Origin of the sequence: Halalkalibacillus halophilus DSM 18494, assembly GCF_000423105.1 — a bacterium.
In the GTDB taxonomy this organism is placed as follows: Bacteria; Bacillota; Bacilli; order Bacillales; family Alkalibacillaceae; genus Halalkalibacillus; species Halalkalibacillus halophilus.
The window spans coordinates 129,504-152,666 of record NZ_AUHI01000008.1; the positions used below are offsets into that span (position 1 = coordinate 129,504).

Sequence of the window (23,163 nt, forward strand, 5' to 3'; positions counted from 1 at the left end):
GTTCTTATTTAACTGCTGCATCCTTTTCTATCTTTTCGATAGCTGGAATGTCTGCTGGAGCCCAATCTAAGTTAGAAAGTTCTGAAGGTGCAAGCCATTCCATTTTCTCATGCTCTGTCAGAACAGGTTCACCATCAATCAAATCACAATAATAAGTAGTCAAATGAACAATACCAAAATCATATTCATAAACCGTGTGCTCGACCTGATCACCTACACTAACACTACATTTAAATTCCTCGTTAATTTCTCGTACAAGAGCTTCATTGGCCGTCTCGTTTTTTTCGACCTTACCTCCTGGGAACTCCCACTTAAGCGGTAAGGTGGTATTGGAAGCTCTTTGTGCGCATAGGACTTTTCCGTTTTTAATGATCACTGCGCCAACTACGTGGATGTCTTTTTTCATGGGGGCCTCCTAGTTATAATCTATACAATATGCTTCTATTCTATACAATTAAGATCGGTAAAAAAAGGAATATTTTTAAACGCTACCTTATAATTTAGGGCCAATCTAATAACCGAAGTAAACGAGAATGATTAATTCACTCCCACGTTATGACTTCGGTTTTCCTTCTCCAAAAGAATCAATCAACTGCGTAGCAGCCAAAGCACTAAACGGTAACGTAACATGATGCTTAATTCCTTGCTGGTTAACAGCCGTTAAATCATTCAACAGAATTTTCAAGGTAGCATCTGCCGTCCACTCTGACACGTCACTCCAATTTCTAACTACCCAGCTATCACCTGTGCTGACTTGTAACAGGTTCAGTAACTCGTCTTGAGGTAAATTGAAGTGCTCCGCTAATTTAAGGCCTTCTGCCACGGCATTGACATTGACTCCTAGAATAAGATTGTTAATTAATTTAGCGATCTGGCTATTGCCTGTTTCGTTTCCGTAGTAAAAAATATTAGAACCCATTGCGTCAAAATAAGGACGACAAGACGTCACGATGTTTTCAGATCCTGAGACCATAATAGACAACGTACCCGCTTCCGCTCCAGCAACGCCTCCACTCACCCCAGCATCAATTAAATTCATGTCACTTTCGTCTTCTACTTTTTGGTTTAATTGTTTCATCGTATCTGGATCCAGTGTGCTCATACATATAACCGTTTTACCTTTCGAGTCTCCAGTCATCAGACCGTCTGAGCCAAAAATGACATCTACATTCTGATCATAGTCACGTACCATCGAAATAATCGCTTCATCCGCTTGCTCGGCAACTTCTTTTAATGTCTCTACCATTGTAAGCCCTGCTGCTTCCGCTTTTTCATAAACACCTTTAAAAGCGTCATAACCGATCACTTCAAATCCAGCTTTCTTTAAATTAACAGCCATCGGAAAACCGACTGCTCCTAACCCTACGAAACCAATTTTCTTACTCAATGGTCATGCCTCCCATAATGATATAATGTATTCTCTTGTATACTACTATCTCAATATCATTGATTATCATTTATGAAATGATAGATTTATTAATATCGTAAGCGCTTTCATTATTTACATCAAATAAAAGGCATTTCAAACAAATTGACTTGAAGTTAGATCTTCGTATTGTGTATGGAGGCGATAACTGAGGATGTGTAATATACCAATTCCAGTTAACTTTCGTAAATTATTTAATTCTTTAAGGGTATAAATTAGATGTCTGTAATACAATGGCAACCATTCAACTTTGGTCCTCTTTCTCTAGTAAAATCTCCCAATCAATAATAAGTTCTTCTAATAGTTCCATTCTCGAGTGTCCATCCTCTAAATACTGTCTACCCTTACTAGTATAATCTATACTTCCTACCCTACTATTAATTACCACCTTAACATTTCTAACTTCAGACAATATCTCATCTAATTCTTCTTTATTTACTTTACTAGGTTGATTTAATAATCTTTGATTAACTAATTCATTTATGTGCGTAAGCTTATAACTAATTAATTCAATGGTCGAGTCACTATCTTCTGTGTCAATAATACTTTTCTTGGCAGGAATAAAAGCATTTAATTCTCTGTTAGATTGCTCAATTTTTTCTACTGGATTGTCTCTGTTTGTATGATTTTGCTCATCAAAAATTGAATAAGGACTTAAAAAAACAACAAACAAAGATAATACAAACATACTCAATATTGCAACAATTAAAGCAATCTTTGAAAAAGTATTCATTGATAAACCACCTTCATTCCAAATTATAGATAAATTGTAATATTTTATAATTTATGTTACGCTATTCAGCATAAAGCTTTGGGAGGTGAAAAAATGAAAAAACTAGTAATTTCAACAGTACTGGCGATTGGATTCTTTTCTCCAATCTCATCAAGTGCAGGTGGTGATGTAGAAATTCAGAATGAACCGAATCCCCCATGTTATTTCGCTTGTGTGATTGAAACCTCATAAGCTGTACATCTTTTTTAAAAAGGAAGTTCACAATTTATCTTAGGACTTCCTTTTTAAAATATATAAAGGTTATTGTTTAATGTTGGTAATTAATATATATTCTAACATTAAATCCTGCTAAATAGTCAGTATTTGGTGAATCTTTACATAACTTGTTCACCGCTTCAAAATATTCAGCTTCATTTTATATTGGTAATTAAGCTGTATCATTTTACAGTACAATAAAACCTTACCAGCAAATTCAATTATATCTACCTAACTATTAATATATATTTATAACTTTTATTGCTTGCTCCCTCATCTCTACTTCCCCAACAACCACCTGTGGAAAGTAATCCTTAAATATACAATTAAGGAGTTTTAATAGTAACCTCTAATTCAATATCCACATTGCCTTGAATTGCACGGCTAATCATACAGGACTGTTCAGCTTTTTCAGCAAGTTTTTGTACCTCATTCTTGTCTCGAACGGAAGCACCTTGTTTCAATACTATTTCTGGGCGATGAATAATTCTTTTATATGTAATGACACCATTTGTTACATCAACAATTCCTTCTGATTCCATAGTTAATCCATCTTTCTCGATCTGACTACGTTCCAACATTGCAGCTAGTGTAATAATGTAACATGTCGATGCCGCTCCAAGGAGCATTTTATCAGGATTTGTACCAATGCCCGGTAAACTCATTTCTTTAGGTATAGAAATTTTTGTAAATAAATGCTCTACTTCGATTTCCCCTACGTCATTACGTAGTCCCAGTCAATCTGCCCGTTTCTTTTACTACCACATAATAATGCCCGTTAAATGAAGGCTTGGAATTGACATATTTATTGTTAACACTTATTCCGGCTTCATATGATACAGCATTAAAGCTATTTTAATTTCTTTATTTTTGTCTCCTTCCAGATAAAAGACATAATTAAACCACGTCTGATCACTTTCATTTTCAAATTTAATATAGTTAGGATGCTCTTTCATTGCATCCTTTGCTTTAGCTACTATCGAACTAAAGTCATTATTTCTTACAAACATTATAATTGCCGTCTTTGAATCTCTCCATGTTAAATAGCGTAACAATTGATTTATTGTTTTTATTAATGAACTACCACCTTTCCAAAACTTGCATTCACCTATAAAAATATTATCGTTTTGGTACCTTAAAAGGATATCAGTTTTACCTTTTTGGTTAAACGTTTCTCCTGTTGCGCTACCATCGAAAACAGGCTCTAGATTCATCAAGATATGGTCTCTTAAAGTTTCCTCTACTTTATCCGCATATACTGAGGGTTTTCTTTCAAGCGCTTTTCCTGTTCCGTTTATGTTGTCTAAAATGATTTTATAATCATCATCACTCAGCATTGGGTAAGGCTTAACATTCTTATCAGAAGGTACTGTTGGTTTAGGCGAAATGTTCCTTTTTATTTTTGGAGGTGGTGCTGAGTATGCATGATTGTTGTCTTGATTTCTTTTCAACGGAACTATTAGCTTTTGTTGCTGATTTCTTTTGTCGAGAATTTGGTCCTTTCTCGACCTAAACACATTTTCCACATGTTCTTTAAGAGTATTATTGTAACTTCGTATATCCTCATTTATATTTTCTATATTGTATTTTAAATCATCATTTATTGATAAAATTTCATTGTTTAATTTATTCATGTCATTATCAAAAGAAATAAACTTTGTAGTTAGCTTATCGCTACTTATTCTCACGTAAGGATGATGCAGTCGAAAAGTTGATGGACGAAGTCTTAGTAGATTTGATTCACCTTCGTATGGAATATTATAATAATAAACAGGCCTAGGATAGCTTTTGCCTTCTCTTACAAAAAAAGTGCTTGGAAAGTACTCATCCGGAATCATTTCTTCTCTTTCCTCTACTTCTGCGTGATCTAAATACATGGTTAATTCATTTATCATGTTTGAGTCAACCATATATTCAACAAATTGTGCCTCTCCTACTTTTATCAAATAATCTTCTTTTTTCTCTCTTATTTCCTTTGTAACGGCTTCTTTACAGCTTCTAAGATGATTTGAAATATCTCCCTGTGAAAATAATGGTTCTCCGTATCTTCTCATTGAACTTTTCCCCTTCCTTTTTATCTAATATATAGTTAGTTTTCTATGTACGGATTGCTTAAATTCAGTCATGGACATTTATAACTGTTATTTGGAATTAAATATTGCTGTCTTTAGTAACTCCATCGCTCGGGTGCCTGGAAAAGAAAGATTCTATTTAGTATTAGTAGACTATATAATAGCGAAAAATTTTTATAGATACATTGATGTGAATTGCAAAAAAAGTTTAGTTCATTCAATTTTAGACCGTTTTTTGCGTAATATTTAGTCTATTGCGGATTATGCTGGTAGGGCGGTTCCTACAGTGAATTAAGAAAGATAGGAAGGGGTTTGCAAGATTTTGATCGATTTAAAATAGGGAAGAACAATTTTGACTCTAGTTATATCAAGGTGCTGTCGAACCTATGTCCATAAACATCAAAAAGACCTTAAGTTATATTGCTTAAGGCTCATTTCATTATTAATACTAGAATCTTATTACGAGGATCATTTCTACCAGTATTTATAATAAATTTCACTTAACAGAATACTCTATAGTTCTCAATCACTTAGTTCTGAAATCTTCTTCGGATTCATACACATTAGTTGCTGAGATGCTATTTTTATGACCACAATCTGTACATTCCCAAGTATATTTATGATCATCAAATTCTGACTGTTCATTTAAATATGCGTTGCAACGATCACAGTACCAATCAACATTAGGAAAACGTTCAGATTCTCCTGACAACGCATCAAACATCTTACCAAAAAGTCCCATTTCAAAATTTCCTTTCATAATCAACTTTTTTCCAACATTTATGATTCGGTTCATGCAGAGAAGAATTTTGCAAAATTAAGTTTTCTAGGAAATGGTTCAAAATTTTTTTAACAAAATGAATGCAGACGATCCTAAACTTCTAGTTCGTATTGCTGAGTTTTTTTGAGAAGAAGGAAGATTCTGATCCACCATTGAATAATCAATTCATCAGATTCCTCCACAACCTTTTTTAATGTCCTTACCATTGTGATCCCCGTGTTTCATCTTTCTTGTAAACACCTTTAAAAGCAACATAACCGATCACTTCAAATCCAGCTTTTTTAAATTTACGGCCATCGGAAAACGAACTGTCCTTAATCCTTAGAAACCAATTTTCTTACTCAATGGTCATCCCCCCCCTAATGTAATAATGTTTTCTCCTGTATGCTACTATCTCAATATCATTCACTATCATTTATGAAATGATAGATTTGTTATTATAGTAAGCGCTTTCATTATTTATATTAAATATAAGGCATTTCAACCCTAATGACTCACCATTAGACAGGGTTAAGCAAGACTACTATGTTATACAATTAAGAAGTTTTAATAGTAACTTCTAACTGAATATCCACATTACCTTTAATTGCACGGCTAATCATACAGGATTGTTCAGCTTTTTCTGCAAGTTTTTGTACCTCATTCTTGTATCGAACGGAAGCACCTTGTTTCAATACTATTTCTGGACGATGGATAATTTTTTTATATGTAATGACACCATTTGTTACATCAACAATTCCTTCTGATTCCATAGATAATCCATCTTTCTCTATCTGACTACGCTCCATCATCGCAGCTAGTGTAATAATGTAACATGTCGATGCCGCTCCAAGTAGCATTTCATCAGGATTGGTACCAATACCGGGGCCATCCATTTCTTTTGGAATAGATACTTTTGTCACTAAATGCTCGGCTTCAATTTCTCCTACATCATTACGTAGTCCTGGCCAATTTGCCTTTAGATTAAAATGGTGTTCTGCCATGCTTTTCACTTCTCCTTGCGTACAATTTTATATCGTTAAACTTATCTTGGTTTTCAAGTCAGCATTCCAACGTTACTTTAACAAAATAATCTATCGGAATATATTAACATGAAACTTATTATATTTAACAATGTCCTATTAGTTTAATAGATTTTTCACCCTTATCTTCACTTCCCACGGTAATGGCTGTTTCAAAGCTTTTTCTAACAATCGTGGATGTAATACTCCATTAGTTCTTAGATAATTTTCAATAAGTAATGCTTTTTCTTGTTTATTTGGAATTAACCAATATAAGATATACCAATCTTCAAGCGCACATAAAGGGATGTCTACTCCATTTATATTTTTATGGGCAACAATGGATTCCTGTTCCAGCGGTATTTTATAAATTCCTTCGTCATGTTGTATTGCGAAGCCACCCATGATATCTATATCATCTTCTTTAATTCTATATTTAGAGAAGCTCTTTGTGTGAAAGGGTTGAGAGCTTACTGCTTCTTTTGGTTTCCCAATCGAGGATATTATTTCATTTAATTTGGCCGCATCTGTTTCTTCTACTAAAATATCTATATCATTAGGCTTATCAATAATATTATAAAAACTAAGTAGCAGGGAACCACCAATCCCCCAAGTTATATTATTGTGTTCTATTCTTTCTCCGATAAAAGATAATGTCTGTAGCATATGTACTCTCCTGGTATTCATGATTATTTTGTATAGTTTGATTAAGTATTGTTCGAAATATAGTTATTTAAACCATCTACTTTTCGAGGTACAGTTCAGTTTTCACCGCACCTTTTCATTTGTGTAATTTGAGAATAACTTTTTCTAAAACCACCAAAGTTTGTTATGCTCCGGATCGGCACTCTTTCCATGTTTCCAACGTCTGTAATTATATGTATACTTGAAGGTACTTCCAGTAATTAATACGATGGTAAAAATAATAGTTAATGTCCTAGGTATTACTTCGGTAATATAAGCAACAATCAGCAGCGGAAACACAACAGCATCCATCCATAAACCTCTGATGATTTTTTGTTTATGATTTAGCTTCTTATACTTTTCGAATGCCAATAGACCCTCTCCTTTTTCCCGTTTGAAACATTATACAATAAATAGATTAATCTTACATTTATTTTTCAAAAGTTAGTATTAAATATAGATATTGTTTGCCATATTTGTAGGTTTGTATTTCTTTAGGTATTTATAACTACAATTAATTATTAAAACAAAACGACACCCCTTCATATAAAGGAGTGTCGTATTTACTTTAATTACATCATGCCCGGCATGCCGCCGCCCATGCCGCCCATGTCAGGCGCGCCGCCGCCATCTTCTTCTGGGATGTCTGCGACTACCGCTTCTGTTGTTAGGAACATTGCGGCAACGGATGCTGCGTTTTGAAGTGCTGAACGTGTTACTTTTGTTGGGTCTACGATTCCGTGTTCGATCATGTTGACCCATTCGCCAGTTGCTGCGTTGAAGCCGATTCCTACTTCTTCGCCTTTTAGTCGTTCTACAACGATCGAGCCTTCAAGGCCTGCGTTGTGAGCGATTTGGCGAACTGGCTCTTCTAGTGCGCGAAGTACAATGCTTGCGCCTGTTGCTTCGTCATCACTTAATTCTAGTTCTGCTACTTTTTTGTAGATATTTACAAGCGCTGTTCCACCACCAGCAACAATTCCTTCTTCTACTGCTGCGCGTGTGGAGTTTAATGCGTCTTCAATGCGTAGTTTCTTCTCTTTTAATTCTGTTTCTGTAGCTGCACCGACTTTGATGACTGCTACTCCACCTGCTAGTTTCGCTAGGCGTTCTTGTAGTTTTTCTTTATCGAAGTCAGAAGTAGATTCTTCTAGTTGGGCACGTAATTGGTTTACGCGGCCTCCTAGTTTTTCTGTGTCTCCTGCTCCTTCTACGATTGTTGTGTGCTCTTTCGTTACAACCACTTTAGAAGCTTTACCTAGTTGGTCAATTGTTGCACTCTTCAGGTCTAAGCCTAAGTCTTCTGTAATTACTTCTGCACCAGTTAGGGTTGCGATGTCTTCAAGCATTGCTTTACGACGGTCACCGAAACCAGGTGCTTTTACAGCTACTGCGTTGAATGTTCCACGAAGTTTGTTAACTACTAATGTAGCTAGTGCTTCTCCTTCTACATCATCCGCAATAATTAAAATTGGCTTGCTTTGTTGTACGACTTGCTCTAAAACTGGTAGTACTTCTTGGATATTAGAAATCTTCTTATCTGTGATTAGAATGTACGGATCTTCTAATTCAGCTTCCATAGAATCCTGGTCCGTCACCATGTAAGGAGATGCATATCCGCGGTCGAACTGCATACCTTCTACTACTTCAAGTTCTGTATTAAAGCCTTTAGATTCTTCAATTGTGATGACACCATCATTTCCAACGCGCTCCATTGCTTCTGCGATTAACTGTCCTACTTCATCATCAGAAGAAGAGATAGAAGCTACTTGTGCAATCGACTCTCTACCTTCGATTGGCTTAGAAATTTTGTGTAATTCTTCTGTAGCTAATCTAGATGCTTTTTCAATTCCACGACGGATGCCAACTGGGTTCGCACCGGAAGTTACGTTTTTCAGACCTTCTGTGATCATCGACTGTGCTAAAACAGTTGCGGTAGTCGTACCGTCACCTGCGATTTCATTTGTTTTCGAAGCTACTTCTGATACAAGTTGAGCTCCCATGTTTTCAAATGCATCTTCTAATTCGATTTCTTTTGCGATTGTTACACCATCATTGGTGATCAATGGGGAACCGAATTTTTTATCTAAAACAACATTACGTCCTTTTGGTCCTAATGTTACTTTTACTGCGTTTGCTAATGTATCCACACCACGTAGCATTGAGCGGCGTGCGTCTTCACTAAACTTTAATTCTTTAGCCATTCTTAAATACCCTCCTTGAGTAGATCAAACTTTACTTATTCATCATTTGTATTATTGAATAACTGCTAAGATGTCGTTTTCACGTAGGACTAGGTATTCTTTCCCGTCCTTTTCTACTTCTGTACCGGCAAACTTGGAATAAATGATATGGTCGCCTTCACTTACTTCTAAAGCTACCTTTTCTCCATTGTCTGTTACACGGCCAGTGCCGACTGCAACAACTTTGCCTTCTTGAGGTTTTTCTTTTGCAGAATCAGGTAAGACAATACCACTTGTTGTTGTCTCATCTTGTTCTACTAGTTCTACAATAACGCGATCTCCTAATGGTTTTAACACAATAAAACCCTCCTCCAAATATCTGTTGAAGATAATTATTAGCACTTAACGTTAGTGAGTGCTAATTCCAATTATTATAATAATGAATCTGAGAATTTTTTGCAAGTATTAGCTTAAAATTTTTGTTTCAATATTCTATTTAGTATAGAATATGATAGAGATATAATATCAGACGAGCTTAGAATAGAAGGAGAAGATGAATTTGCCAAAAAGGTATTGGGGAATTTTAATTGTTTATCTTGCAGCCCAGCTATCTGGGGTTATTGGCGTACCTATATTAAGAGAGTTTTATCCGAATGAATCAATAGAAAACTTATTTGTCTATTGGACACTTGGTTCGATGACGGTTGGCTTTTTATGGATTATGTTTTTATTGAAAAAAGATATGCAGCAAGTAAATATGAGAAGTGGGCCGAGTTTTGGAAAAATTATCGGTTGGTCTGTGTTAGGTGTATTCCTAGCCTACTTTGTACAGATCATTGCGAATATCATTAATATCTATGTACTCGGAATCGATCAAGGATCTGAGAATACAGCTGATATCATGGGGCTTATTGAAGAAAATATCTTATTTATCCTCTTGCCCATTTTATTCGCACCGGTATTAGAAGAAATCATTTTCCGTAAAATTATTTTTGGAGAAATTTATAAGAAAACGAATTTCATTATTGCTGGTTTAGCATCATCCTTAATTTTCGCAGCTGTGCATTGGGACTTCACGTTCATCTTAACGTACACGGCAATGGGCTTTGCGTTTGCGTACTTGTATGTGAAAACCAATCGTATTATCGTACCAATCATTGCGCATATGGCGATGAATACGATCGTGATTTTGATTCAAATGAATTTAGATATCGACGAACTAGAACGACAACTTGAAGAAATGAGCAGTATTGTACTGTTATACCTTGGAGGAAAATAAGCTATGAAGTTTTCACCTTTATTTCTCGCAATCGTCTATGCGATTATGGGCGTATTGTTTATGTATATTGCAATCGAAACGGCCGAAGAGACAATCTGGAATTTTATGACGATTCTCTTTGCTGCTATAGCAACGATCGATTTCATTGTCGCCTTTCGCATGATTGGTCTACACAATGCTTCTAATAAGAAAAAATAATTTTCGGGGGACCTTAACAACGAGGTCCTTTTTTTATGCATGAAACAGATTAGTCATACATATATTGGACTAACCTGTCAGGTATTAATTTGATTTTTAATCATTATTGTAAATTTTCTGAAAAAATATATTGTAATATTTTCGCAAGTTTTATATGATTTAAACGTAAGTTCATAAATTATACACAAAAAAGGAGGAATACGATGGAACAACAAATCACTGATTTTTTCTGGGATTTAAGTGGTATTGTTTGGGGACCTTGGTTATTAATCTTATTAGTTGGTACAGGGATCTTCTTAACGTTTAGGTTAAGCTTCCTGCAATTCAAGACACTTCCTTATGCCTTGAAATTATCTTTTAGTCCTAAAAAGCAAGACAAGAAATCAGAGGGGGATATCTCTCACTTTCAATCCTTGACGACTGCTCTAGCAGCAACAATTGGTACAGGTAACATAGCCGGTGTTGCTACAGCTGTTGTACTTGGTGGACCAGGTGCCGTTCTTTGGATGTGGATTTCTGCACTATTCGGTATGGCAACAAAATATGCCGAGGCGATCTTAGCGGTTAAATACCGTGTAAAAGAACCAAGTGGCCGTATGGCTGGTGGACCGATGTACTATATTGAAAAAGGTCTGAACATGAAATGGTTAGCGGTATTATTTGCGATTTTCGGTGCTGTTGCAGCATTTGGTATCGGAAACATGGTACAGTCTAACTCGGTATCAGATGTTATGGATAGTACGTTTAGTGTTCCTTTATGGGTCACTGGTATTATACTTACTGGTTTAGCTGCTCTTGTTATCTTAGGTGGTATTAAGAGTATTGGTAGAGTAACTGCTTATATCGTTCCGTTTATGGCACTATTCTATGTAATTGGTGGATTAATTATCTTAATTATCAACTTTGACATGGTGCCAGCAGCAGTTGGATTAATCTTCACAGATGCATTCACAGGGGAAGCTGTCGCAGGTGGTGCAATCGGTGCAGTTATTCGTTGGGGTGTAGCGCGTGGTGTATTCTCAAACGAAGCTGGTTTAGGTTCTGCTCCAATCGCAGCAGCCGCAGCTCGTACAGACTACCCTGGTCGTCAAGCACTTGTATCGATGACGCAGGTATTCATTGATACGATTGTTGTTTGTTCGATCACAGGTATCACAATCGTTATGGCCGATATGTATATCGGTGGAGAAGAAGGTGCTAGCTTAACAGCTCAGTCATTTGAATTCTTCCTAGGACCAACAGGCTCGATGATTGTTTCCATCGGTTTAATATTCTTCGCCTTCTCAACCATTCTAGGTTGGTCATATTACGGCGAGAAATGTTTCGGTTACCTAACGAAGCACAAAGGCCTTAACATTTACCGCGTTGCCTTTATTGCATTCATTTTCTTAGGTGCAATTGTACAATTAGAAGTTGTATGGGCATTCGCAGACGTAATGAACGGATTAATGGCAGTACCAAACTTAATCGGTCTCCTCCTCTTATCCGGAGTGGTTGTAGCGGAGACGAAGCGATTTATTAAGGTACGCCAAGAAGAAGAAGCTAAAGAACGGGAAGCGAATGAAACATCTTAAAGATATTGCAATCTGATCAAAGTAAAAAGGCATACTATTTCACACGTGAATTCACATTTGAATTCACGTGTTTTATTTTAGTTCAAAATAAAATAGTAAATTATGTTAAAATTCATGAAAGAACTCATATAAGACATAAGATTTTATGAAGTAATGTATTTAAAGTTTTATTCACTAAGGGGGGAAAGTAATGGAGATAGTAATGATTTTGATTGTTGTAACAATCGTATCTATAACTATTAGTTTTATAATATCAAGGGCATTCAAAGATGTAGAAAAAAAGGATAAAGGTTTTGTCATAAGCTATCATAAACTAACTTATAGAAGAAGGATGATACGTACATTATGGGGAATTCCATTTATACCTTTATTATATATAATTGTATATTGGTTTCTTGACTTAACTTCAAATGAACTCATATTATTTGGAACTTTTATCATTTTACTTTTTTTATTGCAGTTCGTTTACAATTATATAAAGTGGAAAATGAATGAAAAAGATGCATGAATTGTTGTGAGTCAATTTACTCAAAGTTACTTGTAGCGTTACTTATAAAAAGTTTTCAATTGTAAAGGGACTTAGAATAAATCCTAAGTCCCCTTTTTGATATAATTTTAGAATAGATGTGTTCCCTTTTCTTATACCTTCTCAATACACTGCTCATCATTATTACGAGGGCTATTCACATACGTACTAACTGGATGATAAGCAAGCGGTTCTGAATCCAACCCTAATATCCACTTTTTCATTTCAGTCGGATCTTTCGGTTCGAAATCGATCCAGGTTTGTTCCGCTTCTTTCGGTAAAATGACAGGCATTCGATGGTGAATATCACTGACGTATTCATTTGCTTCTTTCGTGAGAATCGTACACGTAACCATCTGCTCGCCGTCTTTTTCCCATCTGTCCCATAGGCCTGCAAATGTGAAAAGCTGTCGGTTTGGCATATAGATTCTTACTGGTTGTTTGTTTCCTTGCTCATCTTTTACCCACTCATAGAAGCTATCGGCAACAATTAAGCACCTTCTTCTCGCCATCAGTCGTTTGAAGCTTGGCTTTTCATCTGCAGTTTCTAGTCTTGCGTTAATCATTTTCGATTGCATTTTTTGATCCTTGGCCCATGATGGAACGAGCCCCCAGCCCATCTTCCCTAGCCTGTTTTGACTGCCATCATAAACAATCGACACCACTTCCTGGGTTGGGGCGATATTAAAACTTTCATTCCAATTAAAATCCGAGCTCGCTTCAAAAGCTTCTTTTAAAAAGTCCGTACCCACTGTTAACGTAAACCTTCCGCACATGGTACCCTCTCCTTTTCCTATTCATCTAACCCTTTCATCTTAAAGGCTGCAGGAATGGCTAAAGCTATGATTACTGCTGCGATGATAAATGCTTCGTTAATGGCATGTAGAGTGGCCTCTTGTGTTGTTTGCTGATCATAGAGCATTAAATTCCCTCTTCTAATTTCATAATACACGGAAAAGAAGACAATCCCAAACGATGAGGCAAATTGACGGATTAAATTATTCATTGCTGAACCTTGTGCAACTAAATGTTCTGGTATCGAATTCATGCCCGCAGTTGTAGCAGGCATGTTTCCTAACCCAAGTCCAATTCCATGAAAAATATAAATCACTACAACAACCCAAAATGCTGTCGTTAACTCAATAAATCCAAACGCCAAACTAGCACTTGATAATAAGGCTAGTCCAACTGGTATAACAAATCGTGGTCCTTTTTTATCTAACAGCTTTCCACCAATACTCATAAATAGACCACTGGCTAAAGCACTTGGAAGGAAAATCAACCCTGTCGCAACCAATCCAAATTCAAACGCCTCTTGCAGGAGGTATGGGATGAGGAAAAGTCCAGAAAACAACCCAATCGAAGCTGCAGATGTGACGAGGATGGAATAGCGATATGTTTTAATTTTAAATACCGATAAATTTAGCAGCGGCTGTTCTTTCTTCCATTCATATTTCACGAAGGCGACGATCAATAAAACACCTAATACAAAGATGATGATATTTTGAATTTCTAATAACGTTTCAAATTCTCTTCCTCGACCTAAAACGTATAGAACTGAACCGACACCTACTGTAATGATTAAGAATCCAATATAATCAAAGCGTAAATTCGGATTGGATTCTGTCGGCTTTAAGTATTTATAGGAAAAGAACAAGCTTAATAAAGCGAAAGGAATATTAAATAAAAACAAGAACACCCAGTTGAAATTCTCGGCTATGATCCCTCCAATTGTTGGTCCAATTGCAGGTGCCACCATAACAGAGATTCCATAGATTCCAACCGCGAACCCTCGTTCATTTTTCGGAAAGGCATTGAAGATTAATGCCATCGCATTCGGCATCATTAATCCACCAGCTATACCTTGAATCGCACGGGCAATAATCACCATACTTAACGTCTGTGAAAGAGCCCCTAAAATAGATCCGGCCATAAATAAAAGCACACCGGTTAAATAGATTTTCTTTTTCCCAAACCGGTCTCCTAAATATCCTGTAAGCGGCATCGTCATCCCCATCGAAATCATAAAGATGGTTAAGATCCAACTTACCCCTACCGCATCTGAATCAAATATGTACATGAACTCTGGTAGCACTGGATTTAACATACTATTATTTAATATGACTGTGAATGTTCCAAATAACACCGCAAACACCACAAGCCACTTATTCGGTAACTTACTCATTATTTTGTCCCCTTATTTCATTCGATTCACGAACTATTTTACTCCTCTTTGGTGGTAAAAGAAAGGAATGAAATGGAAAGTTGTAGAATTGTAAAGATTGCAGTCGAAGCAATATTTATTAAAACATCCCATTTTCGTTCGGAGAATCTTCCGGTATGGGTTGACCCAAATCCCATAATTCAATAATCTTACCCTCATGAAAACGGAAGATATGTACAACGGCTACCCCTAGATCTTCAGGGTTCTGTTTCACATGGGAATATACCGTTACCATCTCTTCTTCTTGAATAGCAAGTTTGGTTTCGAGTACCTTATTAGGATTCGCAACTGCATTTTCTTTCATTGCAAATTTAAGCGAATCTGCATCACCTTGGAAATGGGCGTTATGATGAAGGAAGTCAGGCGATACGTATCTCTGATATGCTTCCTCTACCTCTCCTGATGCTATAAGCTTTAGAAATGTGATTGCTTGTTTTTTGTAATTGTTCGTTTCATTACTATGATTTTTTGTACGCATTGGAATCACCCTTTTTTCAAGAAATAAATAAGTGACTGCAACTCCACCGACAAATCAATGTGATGAACTCGCACGGTGTCTGGTACTGTTAATCTCGACGGGGTAAAGTTCAAGATCCCTTCTACTCCCGCTTCTACTAGTTCGTCGGTAACATCTTGAGCTACTTGAGCAGGTACCGTCAAAATGACAACACGGATGTCTTTTTCCTTCAGTACTTCCTTCAACCGATCGCTAGCATAGATTGGTACGTCTCCGATTTCTGTACCAATTAAGTTTTTCTTGGTATCAAAAGCTAACTCCACTTTCGTATTGTTATTTTTAATAAAATTATAATGAAGTAATGCAGTCCCCAAATTACCCACACCTACTAATGCAACTTTCGAGACTTCATCTTGGTCCAATGCTTTGCGAAAGAATTGAATAAGGTGCTGAATGTCATAGCCATATCCTTTTCTCCCGAGTTCTCCGAAGTAGGAAAAGTCTTTACGGATGGTTGCTGAATCAACTTTCACAGCTTCACTTAATTCTTTAGACGAAATACGTTGCTTTCCTTGTTGGTGCAAGTTATTTAGATGGCGATAATATAATGGTAAGCGCTTTGCTGTTGCCTGTGGAATTTTATTTCCGTCCATATGCACTGCTCCTTTATCACGCTCATAGGGACGAACCGACTATTTACGTGCTACAATATAGTAAGGTCTAAGCTTTGAGTATTAATCAAATAGGCTAAAAATTAAATTTAATCGATTGATCGGGTTAAAATTGTTGGAAGTATAAGATACACTAGTCCCGTTGAGGTGAAAAATATGATTGTTATGCAACTTGATGAGGTTGGTAAGTCTTTTGGTGCTGACCTTATTTTATCGAAAATTAAATTAGAAGTACATCACAACGACCGAATTGCGATTGTTGGAAGAAACGGAGCAGGGAAATCTACCCTTCTTCAGGTGATGGCAGGAATCTCTGAATATGATGAAGGCGAGATCTACAAACCGAAAAGTGTAACGCTTGGTTACTTAGAGCAGCACGCTGGATTAGACTCTTCTTTGACGATTTGGGATGAAATGTTAACGGTATTTAAAGAAACTCGGAAATTAGAAAACGAACTTAGGCAGTTGGAGCAACAAATGGCAGAGCGTGACTCCTCTGATTACGATACGCTTTTAGAAACATATGACCGTAAGCAAGCAGAATTCCAGGCATTAGGTGGATTTAATTATGAATCGGAAATTGAATCTGTCTTACATGGACTTGAATTTGGGAAGTTTGATTTCCAAACGCCGATCACTTCTTTAAGTGGTGGTCAGAAAACGCGACTAGCTTTAGGTAAACTGTTATTAGCTAAACCGGATCTATTAATTTTAGATGAGCCTACGAACCATTTAGATATTCATACCTTAAATTGGCTAGAAGGTTATTTAAATAAATACGAAGGTGCAATTGTGATTGTATCTCACGACCGTTACTTTCTTGATCAGACGGTTAAGACAGTTTATGAAGTCGCATTTCAGTCATCCAAAAAGTATTCCGGGAATTATAGTTACTATTTAAAGAAACGACAAGAGGATTACGAATTGCAGATGAAATGGTTCGTAAAGCAACAGTCAGAGATTAAGCGACATGAGGAATTTGTGCAAAAAAACATCGCGCGTGATTCCACGAGTAAACGTGCGCAGTCTCGACAAAAGATGCTCGAAAAGATGGAGCGCGTGGATCGGCCGGACCTAGACGATGCCAGTGCGAAGTTTTCCTTTCAAGTTAATCAAAAAAGCGGTAATGATGTGTTAAAGGTCTCGAATTTAACTGCAAAATACGCAGCCCTTGACGATCCGATTTTTAGAAACATTTCCTTTAACGTCAATAGAGGCGACCGGATTGCGATTGTTGGTCCAAACGGGGTAGGAAAAACAACACTCCTAAAAGCTTTGCTGCAAAAAATGGAACATGTTGAAGGGGAAGTACAAGTAGGAACGAATGTTGCCTTTGGTTATTACGACCAAGAGCAGGTTTCATTAAGCCGATCGAAGACCGCACTAAGTGAATTATGGGATGATTACCCGGACATGCCTGAAAAGGATGTACGCACAGTTCTCGGAAACTTTCTATTTACTGGTGATGATGTCTTAAAGACCATCGGAATGTTAAGTGGTGGGGAAAAAGCTCGTGTCTTATTAGCTAAACTCATGTTGCAACGTGCAAATGTTTTAGTCATGGACGAGCCTACCAACCACCTCGATCTAGATAGCAAAGAAGTGCTAGAAGCTGCTCTGCAAGATTTTCCTGGAACGATTATTTTCGTTTCCCACGACCGTTACTTCATTAACCGAATCGCATCGCAGATCTTCGAGATGCAACAGGATTCCATGCGGACGTTCTTGGGGAACTATGACTACTATTTGGAAAAGCTTGAGGAAGAAAAACAACTCCGTGAAATGGAAGAACAAAAAAACAGTGTTCCAGATACTACGGAAACGAAAAAGCAATTCCATCAAGATAAACAAACAAAACGGGACTTACGGAAACTGGAACGAAAATCGGAGACACTGGAAGAAGAAATTAGTTCGATTGAGTCTGAGATTGAGAAACTGGAAAATGAAATGGCCGATCCTGATTTAGCAGGTGATTTCATTCGTTTACAAGAAATAAACGATAGCCTAAAGCATTATCAAACAGAACTTGAAGAAAAAATGAACGACTGGTCTGAAACTCAAGAGAAATTAGAAGAATTTGAGGAGTAAGGTTTCAACATAGTTATCCACAGAAAAATCGTTATTATACAAGTTACACACAGACTTATCCACAATATCCACAGTTTTATGTAATTTTTGTCCACATTTTCACGAACAGGCAAATCGCTATATACGAATAGATAATAAAAATAATCCACAGCCAATGATCAGGCTGTGGATTATTTGTGTACGAGCATGTTAAAGCATGAATCCTGGATTTGCATTTAATGATAAATCCGCAAAATCTTCTTGATGGTATTGAATCGATGCAGCTGCTCCAATCATCGCCGCATTATCAGTACATAAATAGAGTGGTGGAATCATTACTTGAATCGAAGAATCCTTAAACTTTTCTTCCATTCGCTCTCTTAACTCTTTGTTTGCGGAAACGCCTCCAGCAACAATTAGCTGCTTCACTTCATACGCAGTTGCCGCTTGGTACGTTTTTTCCACAAGAACTTCCATCACACTAGATTGAAAGGATGCAGCGATATTCTCTTGATCAATCGTTTGATCCTTTTGTCTAAGCTTGTGCAGTTGGTTAATCACCGCAGTTTTCAACCCACTAAAACTAAAATCATACGAATCTTGTAACCAGGCACGAGGGAAATTGTATGTATCCTCCCCTTGTTGTGCTAAACGATCGATCTGAGGTCCTCCTGGATAAGGAAGCTTCAGTGCTTTTGCTACTTTATCATAAGCTTCTCCTGCTGCATCATCCCGGGTTTCACCAATAATGTCATAAGAGCCATGCTCATCCATCACAATTAACTCCGAATGACCCCCAGAAACAACTAGCGATAGTAACGGAAAATCAAATTCAGCTTGAAAACGATTCGCATAAATATGCCCTGCAATATGATGGACAGCAATCAATGGCTTCTGATGTGCAAATGCGATAGCTTTAGCTGCATTTACCCCAACTAATAACGCCCCTACTAGACCAGGGCCCTTCGTCACAGCTACTGCATCAATTTGTTCCATCGTTACTTTTGCTTCCTCTAAAGCCTGTTCCATGACAAGCGTAATTTGTTCCATATGATGCCTAGAAGCAACTTCTGGGACGACCCCTCCAAATTTTTGGTGAATCTCCATTTGAGTAGCAACGACATTTGATAGGATTTTATTCCCGCCTTGAATAACAGCAACAGCCGTTTCGTCACAACTTGTTTCTATAGCTAAGATTATTTCGTTTGTTTTCTTCATAATTTCACCCACATTACTAACGCATCTTCAAAATCTTGATAGTACCTTTCTCTTTTTCCGACCACTTCTAAGCCGAATTTTTTATATAATTCTTGTGCAACAATATTCGATTCTCTCACTTCCAACGTTAACGTTTCTGCCTCTTTTAATTTCACTAAAGCAAGTGCGGCTTCAAATAATCGGTCCCCGTAATGATTCCCACGCTCCTCGGGATGCACAGCTATATTTGTAATTTGAGCAGCATCATAAACAATCCAAATCCCGCAGTAACCTATAATCTCCCCAGCTTTCACTGCTACTAAATAATACGAGTAGAAATTTTCAGTTAAATCAAATATAAAATTTTCTTTCTTCCACGGAGATTGGAATGACGCATGCTCCACTTGCATCACAGCATCCAAATCGGAAGTTACCATATTCCTAATTGTTATATCATCCATTGTTACTCTTCCTTTTGTTGCTCTAACCATTTCGCTTCTGCTTCCACAAGGCGGTGATAGTTTGGAGCTATTAAATGCACAGAATCAGCATCTTGATTGACCCCGATCGAGGCAAGCATTCCTGCCCTAGGGATATTTAATGTATGTTCTATATATTGATAATCTAGTTGGAATTGGGCTGCGATCTCTTCTTTAAAAGCATCTGCATTGGGAGATATGAATGTAATTGGATGCTCTCGTTCATTTAATTTGGAGATCCAATCTTGCATCGATAAATTCTGATCTGGGATTATTTGTTCCACAGACCCTTTAGAAACTTTATATAATCCAGTAAATACATTGCCTCTTCGCGCGTCGAAAAACGGACTTACGTACCCGTCCATATATAGGAGGGAGGCAGCAGTTAATTTTAAGCTAGAAACTTGTACAATCGGAAGATCTAACGACCAAGCAAGTGACTTCGCAGTGGTTACTCCAATTCTTAACCCTGTATAAGAACCTGGACCACCTGCTACAACAATCTTATCAATGTCTTTGATCGAGGTAGAGGCGTGCTCTAATACTTGTTCAATCGCAGGCATCAACTGAAGCGAGTGATTTCGTTTCACATTCACCGTTAGTTCTGATTCAAGAATCATATTTTCCGTAACTGCAACACTCATTGGTTGATTAGATGTATCAATGGCTAGTACTTTCATTCCTTTAACTCCTTACTAATTTGTTCATACCGATCCCCTTTTGGGTTGATTGTAATGCTACGTTGTTGCTCATCTACTTTCTCAATAGAAATCATCAGTCTGTTTACAGGTAAATATGACTCGATAAATAAAGACCACTCTACTACAGTGACTCCTTCACCTTCAAAATACTCGTCAAAGCCAATATCCTCTTCACTACCTTCTAAACGGTAAACATCCATATGATACAAAGGAATTCGTCCCTCATATTCTTTAATGATTGTGTAGGTGGGGCTATTAACTGTACGTTTGATTTCTAAACCTTCTGCGAGTCCTTTAGTAAACGTTGTTTTACCTGCACCTAAATCTCCATCCAAAGTAATAACATCGCCAGGATGCAGCATTTCTGCAAGTTTTATAGCTATCTCTTTTGTTTCCATCTCAGATTGTGTCTTAAACATTAACATGCGATCACCTACGATTCAGAACGGTGTTGATAGCCGTTCGATTTTAAAATCAGATCTTCCCTGCCATTATTTAACCAAACAGTAGGTTGATTCTTCTTATTAGTTACTTCCCCAATTAGAGTAATGGGAACCTCATTTATTTCACAATTACGTTTCAAAATATTCCATTCTTCCTTCGAACAAGTGCCGACAAGTTCAAAGTCCTCACCAGCAGAAAGTGTAAAATAATCTAACCCCTCTTTGGATAAATGTTTCATATTAGGGTGTACCGGTAATATCTCACGCTTAATGTGCATGTTCACATCTGAGGCAACAGCAATCTCATTTAATTCCGAGGAGATTCCATCACTAATATCGTTTAAACATAATCTAGTTAAGTCCTTTTGTGCTTCTATAAATCCCTGTCTTGGCGTTGGGCGTTTATGTCTATTTATAAAATAAGTCTCGTCTTGTTTATTTTCTTGAAGCAATGAAAGCCCATAGCCTGCTTCACCAAGATTACCAGTAACAAAGATCAGATCACCCACTTTTGCATCCGACCGAAGACGTTTCTTATTCGCGAAAACGGATCCAAACGCAGTTATAGAAAACATTAATTGTTCTCCAGATACTGTATCGCCACCAATCAAATCCATCCTGTAACGAGAAGCCAGCTCTTTCATCCCATCAATCGCCTCAACTAATTGATGTTGCGAAACATCATTTGGAACTACAACATTAACGACGTAATAAGTTGGTGTACTACCCATAGCAATCAAATCACTAATATTAGCAGCTAACACACGGTAACCAATGTCTTTGAAAGTCATATAATCCGTTGTGAAATGAACGCCATCTACCATAGAATCAGAAGTAATAACCATGTTGCCCGCCATACTTGGTTGAACAACAGCTGCATCATCTCCAATTCCTTTAATGACAGATGATTGATAATAAAAAGATGGTTTGATAGCTTGTATAAAGTCAAATTCCTTCATTTATAATCCTCTTTTGTTTTTATAAGTTAAATTCATGATAGCAAATTCTACATGAAGAAGGAAATAACTTCATTTCAGTAACCATACTTTCTTCTTCATTCAATAAAAAAAATCAATACAAGAAAAGTAGGAAGTAGGTCGATATCCAGAAAAGTCATTTCATATCCAGAATTCTTCTCCTTTATCCACGAGAATTTTTTTATATCCAGAATTGTTGCGAGGATATCCAGAATTCTTATGAATATATCCATAAAAAGTAGACTTCATCCATAAAAGTAACTTTATATCCAGATGTATATTGCGACCAATAGTAACTTATATAAATAAATACCATAGAACAGAATTCTATGGCCGAAGTTTTATATACTTTCTTATCCATTAAAAAAACCTGTGGAATATCCACAGGTTTGGTCTGAAATTTTAAATGGCGGTCCGGACGGGACTCGAACCCGCGACCTCCTGCGTGACAGGCAGGCATTCTAACCAACTGAACTACCGGACCAATTATGTATCAAAGTTGTAGCTTGGTTATATATAACTTACTTGATTATTCTAAGTAGTTTTGTGATAAATATTGGTTGCACTAAAGCACTCCTGATATCACTTCTCATAGAAGCATATTCGACGTAGTGTTGTGATAAATATTGGTTGCGGGGGTAGGATTTGAACCTACGGCCTCCGGGTTATGAGCCCGACGAGCTACCAGACTGCTCCACCCCGCGATATTAACTGAATACTACTATTTTCTTCAGTTTAAATTTGTAACAGCCCGGCAGCGTCCTACTCTCACAGGGGAAGAACCCCAACTACCATCGGCGCTAGAGAGCTTAACTGCTGTGTTCGGCATGGGAACAGGTGTGGCCTCTCTGCCATTGCTACCGGATCGTGTTACTTTTTTAGAAGGATGTACCTTCAAAACTAGATAAGAGTTTGTAACCAAGCATTAAAATGTTTCACGTTCGATCGAAGTTAAGTCCTCGATCGATTAGTATTCGTCAGCTCCACGTGTCACCACGCTTCCACCTCGAACCTATCTACCTCATCGTCTCTGAGGGATCTTACTTGCTTGAAGCAATGGGAAATCTCATCTCGAGGGGGGCTTCATGCTTAGATGCTTTCAGCACTTATCCCGACCACACGTAGCTACCCAGCCATGCCCTTGGCAGGACAACTGGTACACCAGCGGTGTGTCCATCCCGGTCCTCTCGTACTAAGGACAGCTCCTCTCAAATTTCCAGCGCCCACGACGGATA

General features: G+C 37.3%; 26 protein-coding genes, 2 tRNA genes and 2 rRNA genes. 6 read left to right on the forward strand and 24 right to left on the reverse strand.

Features of this window, described 5'->3' with window-relative positions; translation table 11 throughout:
- Positions 1-4 precede the first annotated feature (4 nt).
- The 3 genes from G532_RS0106375 to G532_RS0106385 form a co-directional block, all read right to left on the reverse strand.
- Positions 5-406 (reverse strand): (deoxy)nucleoside triphosphate pyrophosphohydrolase, encoded by a 402-nt coding sequence (locus G532_RS0106375; RefSeq protein ID WP_027964052.1) that lies wholly within the window; start codon positions 404-406, stop codon positions 5-7.
- A 147-nt stretch (positions 407-553) separates the two neighbouring features.
- Positions 554-1,387: an NAD(P)-dependent oxidoreductase gene (locus tag G532_RS0106380; RefSeq protein ID WP_027964053.1), complete on the reverse strand. Its 834-nt coding sequence runs from the start codon at positions 1,385-1,387 to the stop codon at positions 554-556.
- Between the two features lie 283 nt (positions 1,388-1,670).
- On the reverse strand, positions 1,671-2,159 hold the full coding sequence (locus G532_RS0106385; protein ID WP_027964054.1) for a hypothetical protein: 489 nt from the start codon (positions 2,157-2,159) through the stop codon (positions 1,671-1,673).
- Positions 2,160-2,252: 93 nt separating this feature from the next.
- On the opposite strand from G532_RS0106385, the gene G532_RS16040 reads away from it, so the two are divergent.
- Positions 2,253-2,390 carry a hypothetical protein gene (locus G532_RS16040; protein WP_156882553.1) on the forward strand — a complete coding sequence of 46 codons (138 nt, stop codon included), beginning with the start codon at positions 2,253-2,255 and terminating at the stop codon, positions 2,388-2,390.
- Positions 2,391-2,740: 350 nt separating this feature from the next.
- Here the strand turns inward: G532_RS16040 and G532_RS14890 are convergent, their stop codons facing one another.
- The 8 genes from G532_RS14890 to groES all read right to left on the reverse strand — a co-directional run bounded on the left by G532_RS14890 (position 2,741) and on the right by groES (position 9,492).
- Entirely contained in the window at positions 2,741-3,151 is a 411-nt protein-coding gene (locus tag G532_RS14890) for an SACOL1771 family peroxiredoxin (RefSeq protein WP_051189086.1), read from the reverse strand.
- A gap of 81 nt (positions 3,152-3,232) precedes the next feature.
- On the reverse strand, positions 3,233-4,468 hold the full coding sequence (locus G532_RS0106400; RefSeq protein WP_027964055.1) for a hypothetical protein: 1,236 nt from the start codon (positions 4,466-4,468) through the stop codon (positions 3,233-3,235).
- A gap of 544 nt (positions 4,469-5,012) precedes the next feature.
- Complete coding sequence (locus G532_RS0106405; protein ID WP_245570118.1) at positions 5,013-5,282, reverse strand: Sec23/Sec24 zinc finger-containing protein; 270 nt, start codon at positions 5,280-5,282, stop codon at positions 5,013-5,015.
- A gap of 521 nt (positions 5,283-5,803) precedes the next feature.
- Entirely contained in the window at positions 5,804-6,250 is a 447-nt protein-coding gene (locus tag G532_RS0106415) for an OsmC family protein (protein WP_027964057.1), read from the reverse strand.
- A gap of 138 nt (positions 6,251-6,388) precedes the next feature.
- Positions 6,389-6,934 (reverse strand): nucleotidyltransferase family protein, encoded by a 546-nt coding sequence (locus G532_RS0106420; RefSeq protein ID WP_027964058.1) that lies wholly within the window; start codon positions 6,932-6,934, stop codon positions 6,389-6,391.
- 144 nt (positions 6,935-7,078) lie between these two features.
- On the reverse strand, positions 7,079-7,324 hold the full coding sequence (locus tag G532_RS0106425) for a hypothetical protein (protein WP_027964059.1): 246 nt from the start codon (positions 7,322-7,324) through the stop codon (positions 7,079-7,081).
- A gap of 200 nt (positions 7,325-7,524) precedes the next feature.
- Positions 7,525-9,156: a chaperonin GroEL gene (groL, locus tag G532_RS0106430; RefSeq protein WP_027964060.1), complete on the reverse strand. Its 1,632-nt coding sequence runs from the start codon at positions 9,154-9,156 to the stop codon at positions 7,525-7,527.
- 51 nt (positions 9,157-9,207) lie between these two features.
- Entirely contained in the window at positions 9,208-9,492 is a 285-nt protein-coding gene (gene groES, locus G532_RS0106435) for a co-chaperone GroES (protein ID WP_027964061.1), read from the reverse strand.
- 202 nt (positions 9,493-9,694) lie between these two features.
- Here groES and G532_RS0106440 point away from each other — a divergent pair, with 202 nt between their 5' ends.
- The 4 genes from G532_RS0106440 to G532_RS0106455 all read left to right on the forward strand — a co-directional run bounded on the left by G532_RS0106440 (position 9,695) and on the right by G532_RS0106455 (position 12,694).
- Positions 9,695-10,414, forward strand: coding sequence for a CPBP family intramembrane glutamic endopeptidase (locus G532_RS0106440; RefSeq protein WP_027964062.1), 720 nt, complete (start codon positions 9,695-9,697; stop codon positions 10,412-10,414).
- Positions 10,415-10,417: 3 nt separating this feature from the next.
- Complete coding sequence (locus G532_RS0106445) at positions 10,418-10,612, forward strand: YdiK family protein (RefSeq protein WP_027964063.1); 195 nt, start codon at positions 10,418-10,420, stop codon at positions 10,610-10,612.
- A gap of 203 nt (positions 10,613-10,815) precedes the next feature.
- A complete protein-coding gene (locus G532_RS0106450) occupies positions 10,816-12,186 on the forward strand; it encodes an alanine/glycine:cation symporter family protein (RefSeq protein ID WP_027964064.1) in 1,371 nt (456 codons plus the stop codon).
- Positions 12,187-12,376: 190 nt separating this feature from the next.
- Positions 12,377-12,694 carry a hypothetical protein gene (locus G532_RS0106455; protein ID WP_051189087.1) on the forward strand — a complete coding sequence of 106 codons (318 nt, stop codon included), beginning with the start codon at positions 12,377-12,379 and terminating at the stop codon, positions 12,692-12,694.
- Between the two features lie 131 nt (positions 12,695-12,825).
- Here the strand turns inward: G532_RS0106455 and G532_RS0106460 are convergent, their stop codons facing one another.
- The 4 genes from G532_RS0106460 to G532_RS0106475 all read right to left on the reverse strand — a co-directional run bounded on the left by G532_RS0106460 (position 12,826) and on the right by G532_RS0106475 (position 16,052).
- On the reverse strand, positions 12,826-13,488 hold the full coding sequence (locus G532_RS0106460; RefSeq protein ID WP_027964066.1) for an SOS response-associated peptidase: 663 nt from the start codon (positions 13,486-13,488) through the stop codon (positions 12,826-12,828).
- Positions 13,489-13,505: 17 nt separating this feature from the next.
- Positions 13,506-14,897 carry a DHA2 family efflux MFS transporter permease subunit gene (locus tag G532_RS0106465; protein WP_027964067.1) on the reverse strand — a complete coding sequence of 464 codons (1,392 nt, stop codon included), beginning with the start codon at positions 14,895-14,897 and terminating at the stop codon, positions 13,506-13,508.
- A 118-nt stretch (positions 14,898-15,015) separates the two neighbouring features.
- Positions 15,016-15,414, reverse strand: a complete 399-nt coding sequence (locus G532_RS0106470) for a nuclear transport factor 2 family protein (RefSeq protein ID WP_027964068.1) — start codon at positions 15,412-15,414, stop codon at positions 15,016-15,018.
- A 5-nt stretch (positions 15,415-15,419) separates the two neighbouring features.
- A complete protein-coding gene (locus G532_RS0106475; RefSeq protein WP_027964069.1) occupies positions 15,420-16,052 on the reverse strand; it encodes a redox-sensing transcriptional repressor Rex in 633 nt (210 codons plus the stop codon).
- Positions 16,053-16,220: 168 nt separating this feature from the next.
- Here G532_RS0106475 and G532_RS0106480 point away from each other — a divergent pair, with 168 nt between their 5' ends.
- The gene (locus G532_RS0106480; RefSeq protein WP_027964070.1) at positions 16,221-18,152 is read left to right on the forward strand and encodes an ABC-F family ATP-binding cassette domain-containing protein; all 1,932 of its coding nucleotides are present in this window, start codon (positions 16,221-16,223) and stop codon (positions 18,150-18,152) included.
- Between the two features lie 189 nt (positions 18,153-18,341).
- Here G532_RS0106480 and tsaD read toward each other — a convergent pair whose 3' ends face one another.
- The 9 genes from tsaD to G532_RS0106530 all read right to left on the reverse strand — a co-directional run.
- Positions 18,342-19,349, reverse strand: coding sequence for a tRNA (adenosine(37)-N6)-threonylcarbamoyltransferase complex transferase subunit TsaD (gene tsaD, locus G532_RS0106485; protein WP_035512647.1), 1,008 nt, complete (start codon positions 19,347-19,349; stop codon positions 18,342-18,344).
- Positions 19,346-19,789: a ribosomal protein S18-alanine N-acetyltransferase gene (gene rimI, locus G532_RS0106490; protein WP_027964072.1), complete on the reverse strand. Its 444-nt coding sequence runs from the start codon at positions 19,787-19,789 to the stop codon at positions 19,346-19,348. Before rimI ends, tsaD begins: the two co-directional genes overlap by 4 nt.
- A 2-nt stretch (positions 19,790-19,791) precedes the next feature.
- A complete protein-coding gene (gene tsaB / locus G532_RS0106495; RefSeq protein WP_027964073.1) occupies positions 19,792-20,487 on the reverse strand; it encodes a tRNA (adenosine(37)-N6)-threonylcarbamoyltransferase complex dimerization subunit type 1 TsaB in 696 nt (231 codons plus the stop codon).
- Positions 20,484-20,933 (reverse strand): tRNA (adenosine(37)-N6)-threonylcarbamoyltransferase complex ATPase subunit type 1 TsaE, encoded by a 450-nt coding sequence (gene tsaE / locus G532_RS0106500; protein WP_027964074.1) that lies wholly within the window; start codon positions 20,931-20,933, stop codon positions 20,484-20,486. Before tsaE ends, tsaB begins: the two co-directional genes overlap by 4 nt.
- Positions 20,934-20,941: 8 nt before the next feature.
- On the reverse strand, positions 20,942-21,910 hold the full coding sequence (thiL, locus tag G532_RS0106505; protein WP_027964075.1) for a thiamine-phosphate kinase: 969 nt from the start codon (positions 21,908-21,910) through the stop codon (positions 20,942-20,944).
- A 425-nt stretch (positions 21,911-22,335) separates the two neighbouring features.
- Positions 22,336-22,412: transfer RNA gene (locus G532_RS0106515), tRNA-Asp, on the reverse strand.
- Between the two features lie 143 nt (positions 22,413-22,555).
- Positions 22,556-22,632: transfer RNA gene (locus G532_RS0106520), tRNA-Met, on the reverse strand.
- Between the two features lie 45 nt (positions 22,633-22,677).
- A 5S ribosomal RNA gene (gene rrf / locus G532_RS0106525) occupies positions 22,678-22,793 on the reverse strand.
- Between the two features lie 82 nt (positions 22,794-22,875).
- Positions 22,876-23,163, reverse strand: a 23S ribosomal RNA gene (locus G532_RS0106530); the annotation flags it as partial.